Source organism: Halorussus sp. MSC15.2, assembly GCF_010747475.1.
Classification (GTDB): domain Archaea; phylum Halobacteriota; class Halobacteria; order Halobacteriales; family Haladaptataceae; genus Halorussus.
In genome coordinates this window covers 249,239-263,448 of record NZ_VSLZ01000003.1, presented here as the reverse complement: position 1 = coordinate 263,448, position 14,210 = coordinate 249,239, and the positions used below count along the sequence as shown (strand labels likewise).

At 68.2% G+C, this 14,210-nt stretch carries 14 protein-coding genes and 1 pseudogene; 6 read left to right on the top strand and 9 right to left on the bottom strand.

All coding sequences use genetic code 11. The annotated features are described in order from the left end of the window. Window positions 1-12 precede the first annotated feature (12 nt). Complete coding sequence (locus FXF75_RS12625; protein ID WP_163522236.1) at window positions 13-279, bottom strand: hypothetical protein; 267 nt, start codon at window positions 277-279, stop codon at window positions 13-15. Continuing rightward, window positions 276-1,856, bottom strand: a complete 1,581-nt coding sequence (locus tag FXF75_RS12620) for a Na+/H+ antiporter NhaC family protein (RefSeq protein WP_163522235.1) — start codon at window positions 1,854-1,856, stop codon at window positions 276-278. Before FXF75_RS12620 ends, FXF75_RS12625 begins: the two co-directional genes overlap by 4 nt. Before the next feature lie 106 nt (window positions 1,857-1,962). Between FXF75_RS12620 and FXF75_RS12615 the strand changes: the two genes are divergently transcribed. The 5 genes from FXF75_RS12615 (at window position 1,963) to FXF75_RS12595 (ending at window position 5,398) form a co-directional block, all read left to right on the top strand. After that, window positions 1,963-3,246: an amidohydrolase gene (locus tag FXF75_RS12615; RefSeq protein WP_163522234.1), complete on the top strand. Its 1,284-nt coding sequence runs from the start codon at window positions 1,963-1,965 to the stop codon at window positions 3,244-3,246. Window positions 3,247-3,390: 144 nt separating this feature from the next. Continuing rightward, window positions 3,391-3,687, top strand: coding sequence for a HalOD1 output domain-containing protein (locus tag FXF75_RS12610; protein ID WP_163522233.1), 297 nt, complete (start codon window positions 3,391-3,393; stop codon window positions 3,685-3,687). Between the two features lie 211 nt (window positions 3,688-3,898). Continuing rightward, window positions 3,899-4,192 carry a DUF5789 family protein gene (locus tag FXF75_RS12605; protein ID WP_163522232.1) on the top strand — a complete coding sequence of 98 codons (294 nt, stop codon included), beginning with the start codon at window positions 3,899-3,901 and terminating at the stop codon, window positions 4,190-4,192. 94 nt (window positions 4,193-4,286) lie between these two features. Beyond that, window positions 4,287-4,874, top strand: coding sequence for a CPBP family intramembrane glutamic endopeptidase (locus FXF75_RS23320; RefSeq protein ID WP_163522647.1), 588 nt, complete (start codon window positions 4,287-4,289; stop codon window positions 4,872-4,874). 71 nt (window positions 4,875-4,945) lie between these two features. Further along, window positions 4,946-5,398 (top strand): DUF302 domain-containing protein, encoded by a 453-nt coding sequence (locus FXF75_RS12595; protein ID WP_163522231.1) that lies wholly within the window; start codon window positions 4,946-4,948, stop codon window positions 5,396-5,398. Here the strand turns inward: FXF75_RS12595 and FXF75_RS22660 are convergent, their stop codons facing one another. From FXF75_RS22660 to FXF75_RS12565, 6 genes are all read right to left on the bottom strand, one after another. Then, window positions 5,399-5,620 (bottom strand): hypothetical protein, encoded by a 222-nt coding sequence (locus FXF75_RS22660; RefSeq protein ID WP_240334643.1) that lies wholly within the window; start codon window positions 5,618-5,620, stop codon window positions 5,399-5,401. A 40-nt stretch (window positions 5,621-5,660) separates the two neighbouring features. After that, a complete protein-coding gene (gene nreA, locus FXF75_RS12585; RefSeq protein ID WP_163522230.1) occupies window positions 5,661-6,920 on the bottom strand; it encodes a DNA repair protein NreA in 1,260 nt (419 codons plus the stop codon). 136 nt (window positions 6,921-7,056) lie between these two features. Then, entirely contained in the window at window positions 7,057-8,760 is a 1,704-nt protein-coding gene (locus FXF75_RS12580) for a type II secretion system protein (RefSeq protein WP_163522229.1), read from the bottom strand. Next, a complete protein-coding gene (locus FXF75_RS12575; protein ID WP_163522228.1) occupies window positions 8,757-10,685 on the bottom strand; it encodes an ATPase, T2SS/T4P/T4SS family in 1,929 nt (642 codons plus the stop codon). The genes FXF75_RS12580 and FXF75_RS12575 overlap by 4 nt, the downstream gene beginning before the upstream one ends. 26 nt (window positions 10,686-10,711) lie before the next feature. Then, on the bottom strand, window positions 10,712-11,308 hold the full coding sequence (locus tag FXF75_RS12570; RefSeq protein WP_163522227.1) for a hypothetical protein: 597 nt from the start codon (window positions 11,306-11,308) through the stop codon (window positions 10,712-10,714). Then, window positions 11,308-11,820: a hypothetical protein gene (locus FXF75_RS12565; protein WP_163522226.1), complete on the bottom strand. Its 513-nt coding sequence runs from the start codon at window positions 11,818-11,820 to the stop codon at window positions 11,308-11,310. Before FXF75_RS12565 ends, FXF75_RS12570 begins: the two co-directional genes overlap by 1 nt. 122 nt (window positions 11,821-11,942) lie before the next feature. On the opposite strand from FXF75_RS12565, the pseudogene FXF75_RS12560 reads away from it, so the two are divergent. Beyond that, window positions 11,943-13,023 (top strand): annotated as a pseudogene (locus tag FXF75_RS12560) (tubulin/FtsZ family protein). A gap of 106 nt (window positions 13,024-13,129) precedes the next feature. On the opposite strand, the gene FXF75_RS12555 reads toward FXF75_RS12560, so the two are convergent. After that, window positions 13,130-14,095 carry a transcription initiation factor IIB family protein gene (locus FXF75_RS12555; protein ID WP_115795304.1) on the bottom strand — a complete coding sequence of 322 codons (966 nt, stop codon included), beginning with the start codon at window positions 14,093-14,095 and terminating at the stop codon, window positions 13,130-13,132. Window positions 14,096-14,210: the final 115 nt, after the last annotated feature.

Here is a 14,210-nt window from a genome sequence, read left to right as displayed (position 1 = left end):
TCCGCGACCGACTCAGAACGACGACTGGCCGACCGTCTCCAGATACGTCGCCGTTCCGTGGTGGTCGTTGTCGTCGAACTCGTCCACGCGGAGTCTGACGCGGGTGTCGAGCGCGTCTCCGGGCGCGCCTTCGACCCGGAGAATCGTATCCCCGATGCGCACCACGGGCGCGTCGCCGTCGTGGCCCGTCACGAACGCCGAAATCTCCTCGCCCGCTTCGAACGAGGGCTTGTTCGTCCGGAAGCCCCACCCGGCGAGGTACTTCTCGCGGAGGCTCATACGCGAGCCACCTCCTCGGACTCGCGGTCGGTGGTGTACTCCAGTCCGAACCCGGTCAGCGCCGAGACGATGAACACCGCGAACAGGAACCAGCCGTGGAAGACGAACGGCCAGACCTCCGCGGGGTTGACCACGAGTTCGCGGGTGAACCACTCGAAGTTCTCGGACCCGACCAGCGACTGAATCTGGACGTAACCCACGAGGACGCCGCCCGCCCACGGGAAGATGTAGCCGAGCGCGGAGGTGTTGGCGTCGAGGATGTTCGCGCGTCGGTAGCCGTTGATGTTGAACCGCTCGCCGATGCGAGCGACGTACGGCGCGATGGCGATTTCCGCGGCGGTGTTGATGGTTATCATCGCGTTGACCGACGCCGTGCCCAGCACCATCGTGGTCTCGGCACGCCGGACGTTCGTGGCCACGCGTGCGAGGAGGAACTCCTGAATCGCCGCGAAGCCGCCGCCTCGAATCATGATGCGCGCCCCGGCCACGATGAGCAGCGTGAGGACGATGAGCGGGAAGAACCCTTGGGCACCCGTGTAGATGCTCCCGCCGACGCCGACTTGGTCGGACCCGGCCGGAACCGTCGTCAGGAAGGGGAGCCACGAGAGCGACTCGGCCGCGGCGACGTTCTCGGGCGCGCGGAACACTATCATGTCGGCGACCGACGCGAGGTCGAACGCGACGTTGGCGATAGCCGCGACGATGATGCCCCACGAGATGGCCTCCACGATGTGGCGGCCCCGAACCGCGGTGAAGATGACGACGCCGATGGAGACGAGGTGAATCAGGCCGAGCGGGTTGGCCTGTTCGCCCAGCACGTTAGCAGCGCCGGCGACGTTGACCGTGGGCATCACCGACCCCGCGACGAGGTAGCTGACGAACGCGAGGCTCGCGGCGACGAGGGCGTACTTGAACCGCGAGGCCACCACGCCGCCGATGTCGCTGTCCTGCGTGACTGCGCTCACGATGGTCGTGTCCGAGACCGGCGCGAGGTTGTCGCCGAACACCGCGCCCGACAGGATGGCCCCGAACAGCAGGACGGGGTTCGCACCCACGAGTACGCCGGCGGGGAAGAACAGGCCGGAGAACGCGATGGTGGTCCCGTAGCCCGTCCCGATACCCGTCGCGAGCAGGGCCGCGAGGATGAACGTGACCGCGGGGAACAGCGCCGGACCGACCGACAGCGCGTCGGCGGCCCACACGAGACCGCCGACGAACTGCCCATCCTGAATCGTCTGGGCGAACATGCCCGCCCAGAGCCACGCCACAATGGCCGTCGCGGCCACGCGCTGGGTCATCCCCTCGAAGATGGTGTTGGCGTAGTTCTTCCAGTCGCCCTTGGCGAAGAACATCCCCACGATGAGCGAAACCAGCATCCCGGCGACGAGTCCCGTCGTGTCGCTAATTCGCAGGAGTCCGGTCTGGAAGATGGCCCACCCGATGAACAGCGCGATTGGGATGGCGCTGGCGGCGGGTCCGCCGTAGAAATCGATTCGCCGCCCGCTGCGGGCCTCTCTGGCGTCTTCAAGCTCTTCTTCGACGGATTCTTCCGGTGGGTCGTCTCCCTTGTCTACCATACTCTATCTCGACTCTTGAGCACAGGTATTAAGAAGTCACGCAATGACACGGACGTAGTTTGCCGACCCTCCAGCACTTATGGTCCCGGCGTCCCTCCGACCGCACATGAGCCAACAGGCCGAACGCGACCGACTGGTCGAGATTCGACGCGACCTCCACCGACACCCCGAACCCGCGTGGCGGGAGTTCTACACGACGGCCCGAATCGTCGAGGAACTCGAACGCATCGGCGTGGACGACGTGTACGTCGGCCCGGACGCCATCGCGGAGGACGAGCGCATGGCGGTCCCGGACGACGACGAACTCGACGAGTGGTACGAGCAGGCCCGCGAAGCGGGTGCGGACCCCGAGACGCTGGCGAAACTCGAGGGCGGGTACACAGGCGCGGTCGCGGTCCTCGAACGCGGCGAGGGACCGACCGTCGGTCTCCGGGTGGACATCGACGGTCTGCTACGGGCCGAATCGACTGACGACGACCACGCCCCCGTCGCGGAGGGGTTCCGGTCGGAACACGACGGCGCGATGCACGCCTGCGGCCACGACGCCCACGCGACCATCGGACTCGGCGTCGTCGAGTCAGTCAAGGACAGCGACTTCGAGGGCACCCTCAAGGTGTTCTTCCAACCCGGCGAGGAGATGATTGCCGGCGGGAAGTCGATGGCCGAGAGCGACCACCTCGCCGACGTGGACTACCTGCTGGCGGCCCACGTCGGACTCGACCACCCGACCGGCGAAATCGTCGCGGGTCTCGACGGATTCCTCGCGGTGAGTCACTTCCGGGCCGAGTTCGAGGGCGTTCCGGCCCACGCGGGCGGCGAACCCAACGCGGGCGAGAACGCGGTGCAGGCGATGGCGACGGCGGTCCAGAACCTCTACGCCATCCCGCGCCACGAGGACGGCGCGACCCGAGTCAACGCCGGACAGGTCGGCGGCGGCACCGCGACCAACATCATCCCCGAAGAGGCGTTCGTGGAGGGCGAGGTCCGGGGCGAGACCACCGAACTCAAAGACTACATGAAGGAACGCGCCCGGCGCGTCCTCGAATCCGCGGCCGAGATGCACGGCTGTGAGGTCGATATCACGACCAACGGCGAGGCCCCGAGCGCCGAGAGCGACGACGAACTCGTCGGCGTCGTCGCCGACGTGGCGGGCGGGACCGGCGGCGTCGAGAACGTGGTCGAGCGCGACGAACTCGGCGGGAGCGAGGACGCGACCTACCTGATGCGCGCGGTCCAGCGCAACGGCGGGAAGGCGGCCTACGTCGGCGTCGGCACCGACCACCCCGGCGGCCACCACACCGCGACGTTCGACGTGGACGAGGAGTCGATTCCGGTCGGCATCGACGTACTCGCGGGGGCCATCCGCGACATCGCGTCGAAGCGACCCTGAACGGAGCGGTTCGTTCGCGACGACGAACCGACGTTCCGGAGGAGAATGATTTATAGAGCAACAAGTTCAATTTGATACGGTGATTTTTTATACAGTGCTCCGCCAACGTTGGGGTATCCCTGACCGGATGGAGGAAGACGACAGATGAGTGAGAATATTACCGAAAACCCGAACGAGGCCCCTGCTATCACCGAGAATACCACCTACGACCGAGACGAACCACTCAGCGCGGCAGTTATCGACGCTGTGGCCGAGGCCGCTGACGTGGACCCCGCAGAACTCGGAACTCCCCTTTACGACCAAATCGACCCGGACGCGCTCGACAATCTCTTTAGCGACAGACACAACGGAATGCCCCGCGGGAGCGGACACGTCGTCTTCACGCTTCTGGACTACGAAGTGACGGTCTACAGTGACGGCCACATCGTCGTCCGCGAGTGACTGCCTTCCGGTAGACGTGCGCTGCGGTGGACGACACCGCCTGTAACGTTGTACGACACCGTCGATGAGAAACCCGTCGGGCTTCGGTTGCCCGTAGTCACGTGACCGCGTGCGCTGAACCCGACTCGGTGCGATTCGTCGGTCGGACGTGCTTCTGCGGGGAAAAGGTCGTTCCGAAAGCTCTAATCCCGAGGGATTCGAATCCCGCCGTATGGCCGACGACAACGAGGAAGAAGCAGAGCCTGCCGTCGAACTCGGTGACGGCGAACCCGTCGAGGGCGCGCCGCTCGTGCGTATCGCCTCGCGACTCCACTGGCCGGTGCAGAAGAGCGAGATTCTCCGCAAAGAGAGCGAGGAAACGACCGTCCGGACGCCGGACGGTCCCCGTGAACTGGGCGACCTGCTGGAACGAGTCGACGAGAGCTACTTCCAGAGCCGTCAGGAGTTCCTCGAACTGGTACGCGACGTGACGGGCACCGGCCCGATTCCGACGGCCGACGAGTAGCGTGTCGGTCGCGCGGTCGGTCCGCCGGGGCGTCGCCCGGTCGAGTTGGGTCCAGCGCGCGCTCCTCGCAGGCGCAGTCCTCACCGTAGCGTGGATGGCGTGGGACGTGCGCGGACTGAACGAGCGACTCGTTCGGGACACCGTCGTCTACATCCTCGCGCCTCTCGCGCTGGCGGTCCGACACGGCCGCCACCTCGGGTACCGAATCGACCGGACCGCGGTTCGCAACACAGTCCTGCTCTCGCTGTTCGTCCTCCCGTTCTACGTCGTCGGGTCGTCGCTGCCGACGATTCGGGCGTACTACCCGATGTGGGAGACCAGTCCCGCGCTCGGGCAGTTTCTCCCGCACGCGCTGATGCAGTTCGTCATCGCGCTGGCCGCCGAGACGTACTACCGGGGCCTGCTCTGCGTCGGCGTGCGCGAAATCGGGTTCAAGAGCGTCTTCATCAGTCCGGTCGTCTACGCGTTCCACCACATGTACAAGCCGCCGGTCGAACTGATGCTCTCAGGACCGACCGACGTGCTGTTCGGCGCGGTCGATTACAAGAGCAACTCGATACTCCCGTCGGTGGTGGCCCACGGCATCGGACTGGCGCTGTTGGACTGGCTGGTTCTCCACCCACCGCTGCTGTCGCCCGAGCGGGTCGTCCGCTGGTTCTCGTGGCTCCCGGTTCCGATTTGACCGCGCCTGTGACGCCGACCCCCGACCGCGGAGCGCGGATTTTTCACCTTCGGACGCGAAGCGAGTCTCGTATGAGTCTTCCGATAGACCCCGCGCAACTCGACGGCGCGGACGTCGGCGAGAAGCGCGCGACGCTGGAGATGGACCACGAAGAGGCGGTCGAACACGTCCGCGAGGCGTTCACCGACGCCGGGTTCGGCGTGCCGGAGGAGTTTTCCCCGTCGGAACTCCTCAACGAGAAAGTCGAAGGGGCGGACCACGACCACTACTACGTGCTGGGCGCGTGTAACCCGAACATGGCCGACCGCGCGCTCGACGCCAGCGACAACCGCATCGGCGCGCTGTTCCCGTGCAACGTCGTTATCTGGCAGGAGGAACCCGGGACACAGACCGTCTACCACGTCAGCATCATGCGAATCGCACGACTCGTCGGGCTGGCTCCCGACGACGAGGAGTGGGACGACATCGTGGACGAGACGGGCGAACTGGTCGAGGAGGCGTGGGCGAACCTCGACACCGCCTAGCTACTCCTCGTCGTCCAACTGCTGAATCTCCTCGCGGAGCAGTTCGACTTCCCGGCGGAGCGCGTCGAGTTCGTCGTCGGCGACGCCGTCGGAATTCGACCGCTGATAGAGGAAGAACCCGCCGCCGAGTAGCGCGAGCGGTAGCCCGAACATCAGGACTGCCACGAGGAGGATTACCATCATCTCCATCCCGCCGGGGACGGGACCGAACAGTGGGACCATACCGGAGACTGGTCGGAGCGCGGAATAAATCTTCTCGTCCTCACGAGAAGTCCGCGAGGTTCGCCTGCAGTCCCGAGAGCATGTTGGACTTCCGTCGGAGCGCGGCCAGCGAGACCGGGAGTTGCGGGGCGATTTCGCGGACTGCGCCGTGGAACGTCTCGGCCTCGCCGTACTCGCCCTCGAAGGCGTTGCGGACGCTCTCGCGTATCTGCCAGACGCCGACCGGTGCCCAGTAGTCGTCCGAGACCTCACGGAGGACCAGACACTTGGCCTGCCGCCCGACCGATTCGAGATGTTCGAGGACCGCGAGTCTGGAGGCGTAGTACGCGCCCGCCGTCTCCTCGACGTACCCGGTCCGGCCCTCGAAGCCCTCGTGGGCGCTCCCCATCCACGTCTCGCCGGTGGGGTCCTGATTCCAGATACTCCCGGGAGCCTTCATCTCCACGAGTTCGTACTCCCACTGGCCGGGCGTGAGGACGACCCAGTAGCGGTTGCCGAGGTACTCGTTGACCCAGACCTGCGTCTCGTCGATGCTGGGCCGGGTCTGAATCTGGCCGCGTAGAAACTTCCCGATGGTGTCGTCCACAGCGGTGATGGACCACCGGGTCGGGACGAGGCGGCGGTTCTGCCCCCGGCCGAGCGCGCCCGCCGAGAGGATGTCGTTTATCTCGTACACGTCGAACCCGCGGCGGTAGAGGTAGGTCATCGCGCCTTGGGCCTGCCAGTCGTCGTCTTCGAGCGTCTTCTTCACCGGGCGCGGCACGTGGGGGTTCTCGGTGAGGTCCGCGGAGGTGGCCCGGGCCGAGGGGCCGGTCGGCGTCGTAATCTCGTCCACGTCCACGTCGAGGTCCAGCGAGTCCGAGAGACCGATTTCCACGTCCACGGGCCGGTCGGCGATGGCGACTTCGCGCTGGGTGCCGACGAACCCGTCCCACACGTCCTCGACGTTGTCCACGTTCGCCGAGTGGTTGGAGTTCAGCAGGCCGGTCCGGTACTGGAGGACGTTGTCGATGTCGAGACCTCGCTCGTACCACTCGCTGCTCGTGGTGAACTCGTCGGCGCGGTCCTCCTCGCCGACGGGCGAGAGGATGCCGGTCGAGACGTCGGGGTAGTTCGAGCGCCCGACGAACACCGACGGAGAGGTGCTCCCGACCAGCGAGTCGCCCTGCGTGACCTCGGCGAAGCGGTCCTGAAAGTCGTCCACGTAGTCGAGAATCTCGTAGGACTTCTCCTCGGCGAGGCGACGCTTGCGGTCGTCCTCGTCGGGACCGAGGTCCTCGATGTACTCGTCGAGACGCATTCGTCGCTGCTTGGGACCCGAGCGATTTGAACCTTACTCGCTCCGAGGCGGAACGAACGCCTCGCCGTGTCGTGCGGACGGATTGTTCGTCGTATCGTGCGAACCGACCGAGACGACACTCGCGAAGCGGTCCCGTTCACGCCGCGAACCCGGCCCCGGCGAATCCGGCGAAGAACGAACCAACCGCCGCGAGGAGCGCGAGACCGACTCGATAGCCCACCAGCGCGCGGTCGAACCCGTGCTCCAGTCCGGTCGCCAGCGCGGTCAGAATCGCGGCCATCAGCAGGACGTACCCGCCGACCGCGAGACCGAGCGCCGCGGTCGGGAGCGGTTCCCCCAATCGACCGGCGGCCATCCCGTCGGCGAGCGCCACCGTGGCACCGCCGACCAACGGACCGAAGACGGCCGCCGTGTTGCGGAGCGTCCCGGTCACGCTGGCGAGTTCGCGCCGGGCCTCGCGCTCGACGCGCTGGAGGTCGTCAACGTGGTCGGCCATCGAGACGACCGCGCGACCGGCGGGACGCCCCTCGCGCGCCGCGATGGCCAGCAGGGCGGCCACGCTCCGGGCCTGCGGACTCGGGACGTCGGCGAGCGCGCCGTGTTCGCCGAGGAACGCCTCGCGGACGCCGACCCGGAGTCGTCGCTGGACGCCCGCGGTCTCGGCCAACATCTCGCCCGTGCGCCCGGCGACCTCTGGCGCGGCGTCTTCGACCGCCGATTCGACGGCCGCGCCGTCGCTCACCCGTCGACCGACGAGGTAGAGCGCGTCGGTCAGGTTCGCCTCCACCGCGCGGGCGTCGTCCCGGACGAGTTTGACCGGCCGGAACCGCACCACCAGCCCCGCGCCGACCGCTCCGCCGACGACCGCGGGCCAGCGCGTCCAGTCCGGAAACGGTGCGGTAGCGGTGACTGCGACCAGTGCCGCGCCTGTGACCGCCGTGGCGGTCGTCCAGCGCCGGTCGGGCACGTTCGGGTGGTCGCGCGACACCTCCGGCGGCGGGAACGCGGCTGGTCTGCGCACGAGCAACCACGCGCCCGCGCCGACCAGCCCGGTAGGCAAGAGCAGGTCGTAGAGGACTATCAGCGCCGGAACCGAGAGCGGGACGCCCGCCACGCGCGCCGCCGGGAGGACCGCGACCAGCGCCAGCGGGAGCAGGACGCCGAACGCGTAGAGCGCGGTCGTCGGTCCCCGGACCCGCTCGGCGAACGCGGCCATCCGGTCGCGGGTCCCGTCCAGCATCGCGTCCATCGCTCGGTCCAGCGCGACCTCCCGCTCGCCCGGCGGGGCGTCGGCCGCCGACTCCACGAGCAGGGCGGCCCGCCGGAGCGGCGGGTTCCAGTCGGCCCACGCCGCGCCGAACGCCGCGAACCCCGAGTTCGGCGTCCCGGCGGCGCGTCGGACGTGTCCCCGGAGGCTCTCCGCGAGTCGGCCCTCGCCGCGGGCAGCGAACGCCGCCGCGCGCTCGGTCGCGGGTTCGACGCGCATCCGCAGGACCGCTCGCGCGACCAGCGCGGGTGCGGCCCCGAGCGCCGCGGTGCGACGGGCCGTCGCGAGCGCAATCGGTCCTCGGCGCGCGGCGCAGGCGACTCCTCCCGCCAGCGCGACAGTCCCGGCCACCACCGACACGCGGACGGTTCCGGGCGAGACTGCGGCCGTGAGAAGTCCGAGCAACGCGACCAGCGCGGCGGTCCCGTAGCCCGCCCGGACCGCCGTTTCCGCGTCGGTTCCGGCGTCGAGGTAGGCCAGCGCGCGCCCGAGGTCGTCGCCGGTCTCGACCGGCCACGGGTAGAGTCCGGCGAGGAGTTCGACGAGGCTCCCGCGTCGCGGTGACGTACTCACGGCTCCCTCCCGTCGGCGTACGCCTGCACCACGGCTTCGGGGTCCGTGCGCCCCTCGCGGGCTAACTCTGTGAGCAGACGCTCGCGGTCGGCGAGTTCCTCGCGCACGTCGGCGTAGGACTCGTTACTGCTGGCGAGCGAGTCGACGAGCACGCTGTTTCCACGGTCGATGCAACCCGTGGGAGCGAGACCGTCGGACCGGACTCCGAAGAGCGTCTGGAACTGGTCGCCGTCTACGACCTCCTCGATAGCCTTCACTCGGCGGCGCTTGCCAACGGGAGTCTCGAACGCTTCGAGCGTCACCACGAGGTCGGTCGTCGCGAACGACGATTCGGGGACTCCGAGGTCCGAGACGACGCGCTCGCGGACGCCAGCGCCGCCGTCGCCGTGGATGGTGCCGAGAACCGAGTCGCCGCTCGCGCCGACTCGCATCGCCTCGTAGAGGACCGCGGCCTCCTCGCCGCGGACCTCACCGAGGACCAGCGCGCCCTCCCCGAGTCGGAGCGCGGTCCGGAGCGCCTCCGCGGGTTCGAGACCCGGCCCGTCGCCGGACTCCGTCCGGAGCGGTTGCACGTCCCGACCGCGGCGCTGGAGCGCGGAGACGGGGAGTTCGGGCGTGTCCTCGATGAGGACTGTCCGCGTCGCGGCCGGGAGTTCCCAGCAGAGCGCGCCGAGCAGGGTGGTCTTGCCCGCCCCGCGGGGTCCGGCGACGAGTCCGGCCGCGGCGCGCTCGGCGGCCAGCGAGAGCAGGGCCGCGGCTTTCGGAGTGACGGTGTCGTTGGCCACCAGCGCGGGGAGCGTCCACGGCGTGGGGTCGTGAGCGCGGAACGCGAACCCCGGCCCGTCGCTCACGGGGTCGGTGACGCCCGCGACCCGGACCGTCCCGGTCGCGGTGTCGGGGGCCGCGTCGGAGTCGTCGGTCGCGGCGACCGTGGCGTTGGCGTCGAGTTCCGCCGTCGCGTCGAGGGTGGGTGCCGCCCGGGAGAAGGCCCGGCCGCTGGACCGGCGGAAGCGGGAGGCGAGCGCCGCCGCGCCGGACTCGGTGAGTCGGACGTTCGTCCGCATGCGCTCGCCGTCGGCCGTCACTCGAATCGGGTTCTCGCCGACCGGGGCGGTGGCGAACACGTCCGAGACTCGGGGGTCGGCGAAGAAGTCGGCCAGCACGCCGTGCCCGCAAGTGTGCTTGTGGAGCGCCGCGGTGAGGGCCTCGACTGGCGCGTCGCGGTCGGCGACCCGCCGGACCGCCCGGCCGGGCGCGCGCTCCCCGGGTTCGACGGCCCCGTCGGCGAGCAGTCCGTAGGCCCGCGAGAGCACCGCGAGTCCGGACTCGTCGAGAGTGTGTTCGACCGGTTCGAGGTGGTAGGTCCGGAGCGCGCGCCGGTCCTCGTAGACCCTGACGGTCGCACCCGTGGAGAGTCGGCGCGTCTCGGCGAAGGTCGCGTCGGGCGGGGGTTCGGCGGCGACGCGGGCCTTCGCTATCGGCGGCCCGACGAACGGTCGGAGCGCGTCGGCGTACCCTTCCGCTCGATGGCCACACTCTGCCAGACCGGTCTCGGCGACGAGTTCGCCGACGGGTCCCGAGCGCCCGACCGCGGCGCGGGCGGCCCCGAGCGGGTCGCGCGTGGCGCGGTCGGCGAGGTGTCGGTCGTAGAACGCCGCGCGCTCGGCGAACCGTCCGGCGGCGACGAGCAGCGCGGCCGACTCTCCCTCGTAGGCGCGTTCGAGGTGGTCGGTCCGGGTCACGACCGCGTCGGCCTCGCGGTCGGCGAGGCCACCGATTGCCGTCCGGCGGCACGCCGATGCGGCCGCGAGGTCGCCCGCGCCGGGGCAGTCGGCGGCGTCGAGCAGGAGGCGGTCGCCCTCGAAGGTGGGGTCGCAGGCGCAGTCGGGGTCCGCATCGCGGAATCGCGCCAGTGGGTTTCGCATGGGTCGGGTTCGTCCCGTCTTCCGGTTTAAACTCTGGCGTGGCCGCGCTTTACAGTCCCGCGGGTTGCACCACTGCTCGACGGTCGAAGAGACACCGCGACCGTCCGACGTCCGTCCGGTGAGACGAGGCGGAGCGTCACCTCGTAGTCCTCGCCGCCCCGGAGGACGAGCGCTCGACTGTCGTCTCCGGAGGGACCGTCGCCGTTCCGACGACTCTCACCGCCCGGCGTACGACTCTCGGTGCTCGACGTTCGCCTCGCCCGACCGACTCGCAGGTCGGTCTCGACGCGACGGACGTGGCGGTCTCCCCCTGCAATGCTGTACGCCAACACGTCGCGCGCGGCGGTATCGGTCGCGGTCGTGTTCCCGTTCCCCGGGAGTCCGCCGAGCGCGACGAACAACACGGGAGTCGCAGTCGGCGGGTCGCCGGGAAGCGACACCGACAGCGTGCGACGTGCGCCGGGGGACTCCTCACGGGCGAGCGTCACCGCGGCCGCCTCGACCCGGTCGAGTTCGCGTTCGGTGAGACGCTCGGTCCGAGCCGCTCGCGCGTCTTCGAGCGCGGGGACGACGGCCGCGACTAGCGCCACCGCGAGCGCGACGCCGAGTACCACCCGAAACACTACGGTAACCCTCGTAACGACTCCGCGATGCGAGCGAGCAGGCGGCTGTTCGGTCCGGTTTCGCTCGCCGGGGTGTCCGTCTCGGCGCGTCGACAGAGTTCACACTCACGTTGTCCGTCCGGACCGGCCGCAGGGTCCGGACGGTCTGGTCGAGTCTTCGGGGCGACGTCGGCCGGGCGGGTGCCGGTCCTCCGCCGCAGGTTGGTGTCGGAATCGGACCGGGCGTCGGTCAGTTCCGATTCGAGGGTCTCGGCCTTCGCCAACGCGGCGTCGGCCCGTCGCTCAACCGAGTCGTTTACCGCGCGGACGTTGCCGACGTACCCTCGGAGTGCCTGCGTCGCGGCGTCGAGTTCGTCGAGTCGGTCTTCCGCGTCGTCGAGTCGCTCGGCGAGCGTTTCGACGCTGCCCGTCAGTTCCGCGGCGCTTCGGAGGTCGGTCAAGTCACAGTCGTCGTCGGTCAAGGTGCGCTCCACGGCCCGGAGTCTTTCGTCGAGTGCGTCGTGGTCGGACACGGGCGAGGTTCGTCCCGCCCCATCATTTAAAACTACGCTGATACGTAATCGTATTTACTTCCGGATACGTCAAATGGTTCGACGCCGGAAGGTTGATTAACCGTCAATTCGACCCAACTCGCATGAAAGTCGTCCTGATTGGTGTCGGACAGGCCGGGGGGGAAACTCACCCAACGGCTGGCCGAATACGACCAACAGATGGGATTCGGTGCGGTACAGGGAGCGCTCGCCGTCAACTCCGCCGAGGCCGACCTCCGGGAACTCGACCTCGATACGGTCCTCGTCGGACAGGAGCGTGTGAAAGGCCACGGCGTCGGCGGTGACAACGAACTCGGCGCGGAAGTGATGCAGAGCGACGCGACCGAGGTGATGGACGCGCTCGACGGCCGCATCACCGCGCAGGCCGAGGCCATCTTCGTCGTCGCCGGTCTCGGTGGCGGCACCGGGTCCGGCGGCGCGCCGGTCCTCGCTCACGAACTCAACCGCGTCTACGAGATTCCCGTCTACGGTCTCGGCGTCCTCCCCGGCCGTGGCGAAGGCGCGATGTATCAGGCCAACGCCGGGCGCTCGCTCAAGACTCTCGTCCGCGAAGCCGACGCGACCCTCCTCATCGACAACGACGCGTGGCACACCTCGGGCGAGAGCATGGGCGAAGCGTTCGAGAAGATAAACCAGAACATCGCTCAACGGGTCGGTCTGCTGTTCGCGTCGGGCGAAGCGGTCGAGGGCGTCGGCGAGAGCGTCGTGGACTCCAGCGAGGTCATCAACACCCTCCGGTCGGGCGGCATCGCCACGCTCGGGTTCGCCAGCGCCGAGGCCAGCGAGGACGCCGAGGAGAACATCAACACCGTGACCTCCACGACCCGTCGGGCGCTCCTGAGTAACCTCAGCCTTCCGAACGCCATCGACGCCGACTCGGGACTGCTGGTCGTCGCCGGGCAACCGGAAGCAATCCCGCGGAAAGGAGTCGAGCGCGCTCGAAAGTGGCTCGAAGAGGAGACCGGGAGTCTACAGGTCCGCGGCGGCGACTTCCCCCTCGACAGCGGACGTCTCGCCTCGCTCATCCTGCTCGGTGGCGTCGAGCGCTCCGAGCGCATCGACGAGTTCCTCGAACGCGCGAAGGAGGCGAGCAAGCAGACCGACGAACCGAAAGAGGACCCCGCCGAGCAGTTCCGAAACGAAAAACTAGACGACCTCATCTGAGTCCGGTCGCTCGTTGAGCGTCTTCGTGTCGAGAAGACGGTCACATCGCTGCCGGTTCCTATCGAGTGTCGGAAACCGCGAGAGGATGGTCGAAGGCCCCGAGGCGTTAACTGTGGATGCCCATCGCCTCAATCTGTTCCTGATAGCGATTCCGGATGGTCACTTCGGTGACTTGAGCGACGTCGGCGACTTCGCGCTGGGTCTTCTTCTCGTTACAGAGCAGCGAGGCGGCGTAAATCGCGGCCGCGGCGTATCCGGTCGGCGATTTACCCGAGAGCAGTCCTTCCTCGGCGGTGGTCTCGATGATTTCGTTGGCCTTGGTCTGGACCTCTTCGCTGAGTTCGAGTTCGGAACAGAATCGCGGGACGTACTTCTTCGGGTCCACCGGTTTCATCTCCAAGCCGAGTTCCTGCGAGATGTACCGGTAGGTTCGACCGATTTCCTTCCGTTCGACGCGCGATACCTCCGAGATTTCTTCGAGGCTTCGCGGGATGCCCTCCTTTCGACACGCGGCGTAGAGTGCGCTCGTGGCGACGCCCTCGATGGAGCGCCCCCGAATCAGGTCCTCCTTGAGCGCACGCCGGTAGATGACGCTCGCCACCTCCCGGACCGACCGCGGGACGCCGAGTGCCGAGGCCATGCGGTCGATTTCGCTGAGCGCGAACTGGAGATTGCGCTCGCCCGCGTCCTTCGTCCGAATTCGCTCCTGCCACTTTCGCAGTCGATGCATCTGACTTCGCTTCTTCGAGGAGATGGACCGACCGTAGGCGTCCTTGTCCTTCCAGTCGATGGTGGTCGTCAGGCCCTTGTCGTGCATCGTCTGGGTGGTCGGGGCACCCACGCGCGACTTCTCCTGACGCTCCTGATGGTTGAACGCGCGCCACTCAGGACCGGGGTCGATTTGCTCCTCCTCGACGACGAGACCGCAGTCTTCACATACGAGTTCCGCCCTGTCGGAACTCTTCACGAGGTTGTCAGAATTGCATTCGGGGCATTCGCGTACACCCTCTGACTCGTCCTCCGTTTGCTCCGCCTCGGCTTGGCGCTCCCGCTGGCGAGTGGACCGTGTCATCGCACTTTTATAGTAGTAGTGTCGATGCACTTAAACCCTTGCCCGGTAATGGCCCCTTACTCGAAGGTCACATTCCGCGGCGCGCATCGTCATTTCGAGTTCTGCCGGTGGTCAC

Excerpts from the sequence above, each read along its gene's own strand:
- FXF75_RS12625 (WP_163522236.1), bottom strand. The coding sequence starts at position 279 with ATGAGCCTCCGCGAGAAGTACCTCGCCGGGTGGGGCTTCCGGACGAAC.
- FXF75_RS12620 (WP_163522235.1), bottom strand. The coding sequence starts at position 1,856 with ATGGTAGACAAGGGAGACGACCCACCGGAAGAATCCGTCGAAGAAGAG.
- FXF75_RS12615 (WP_163522234.1), top strand. The coding sequence starts at position 1,963 with ATGAGCCAACAGGCCGAACGCGACCGACTGGTCGAGATTCGACGCGAC.
- FXF75_RS12610 (WP_163522233.1), top strand. The coding sequence starts at position 3,391 with ATGAGTGAGAATATTACCGAAAACCCGAACGAGGCCCCTGCTATCACC.
- FXF75_RS12605 (WP_163522232.1), top strand. The coding sequence starts at position 3,899 with ATGGCCGACGACAACGAGGAAGAAGCAGAGCCTGCCGTCGAACTCGGT.
- FXF75_RS23320 (WP_163522647.1), top strand. The coding sequence starts at position 4,287 with ATGGCGTGGGACGTGCGCGGACTGAACGAGCGACTCGTTCGGGACACC.
- FXF75_RS12595 (WP_163522231.1), top strand. The coding sequence starts at position 4,946 with ATGAGTCTTCCGATAGACCCCGCGCAACTCGACGGCGCGGACGTCGGC.
- FXF75_RS22660 (WP_240334643.1), bottom strand. The coding sequence starts at position 5,620 with ATGGTCCCACTGTTCGGTCCCGTCCCCGGCGGGATGGAGATGATGGTA.
- nreA (WP_163522230.1), bottom strand. The coding sequence starts at position 6,920 with ATGCGTCTCGACGAGTACATCGAGGACCTCGGTCCCGACGAGGACGAC.
- FXF75_RS12575 (WP_163522228.1), bottom strand. The coding sequence starts at position 10,685 with ATGCGAAACCCACTGGCGCGATTCCGCGATGCGGACCCCGACTGCGCC.
- FXF75_RS12555 (WP_115795304.1), bottom strand. The coding sequence starts at position 14,095 with ATGACACGGTCCACTCGCCAGCGGGAGCGCCAAGCCGAGGCGGAGCAA.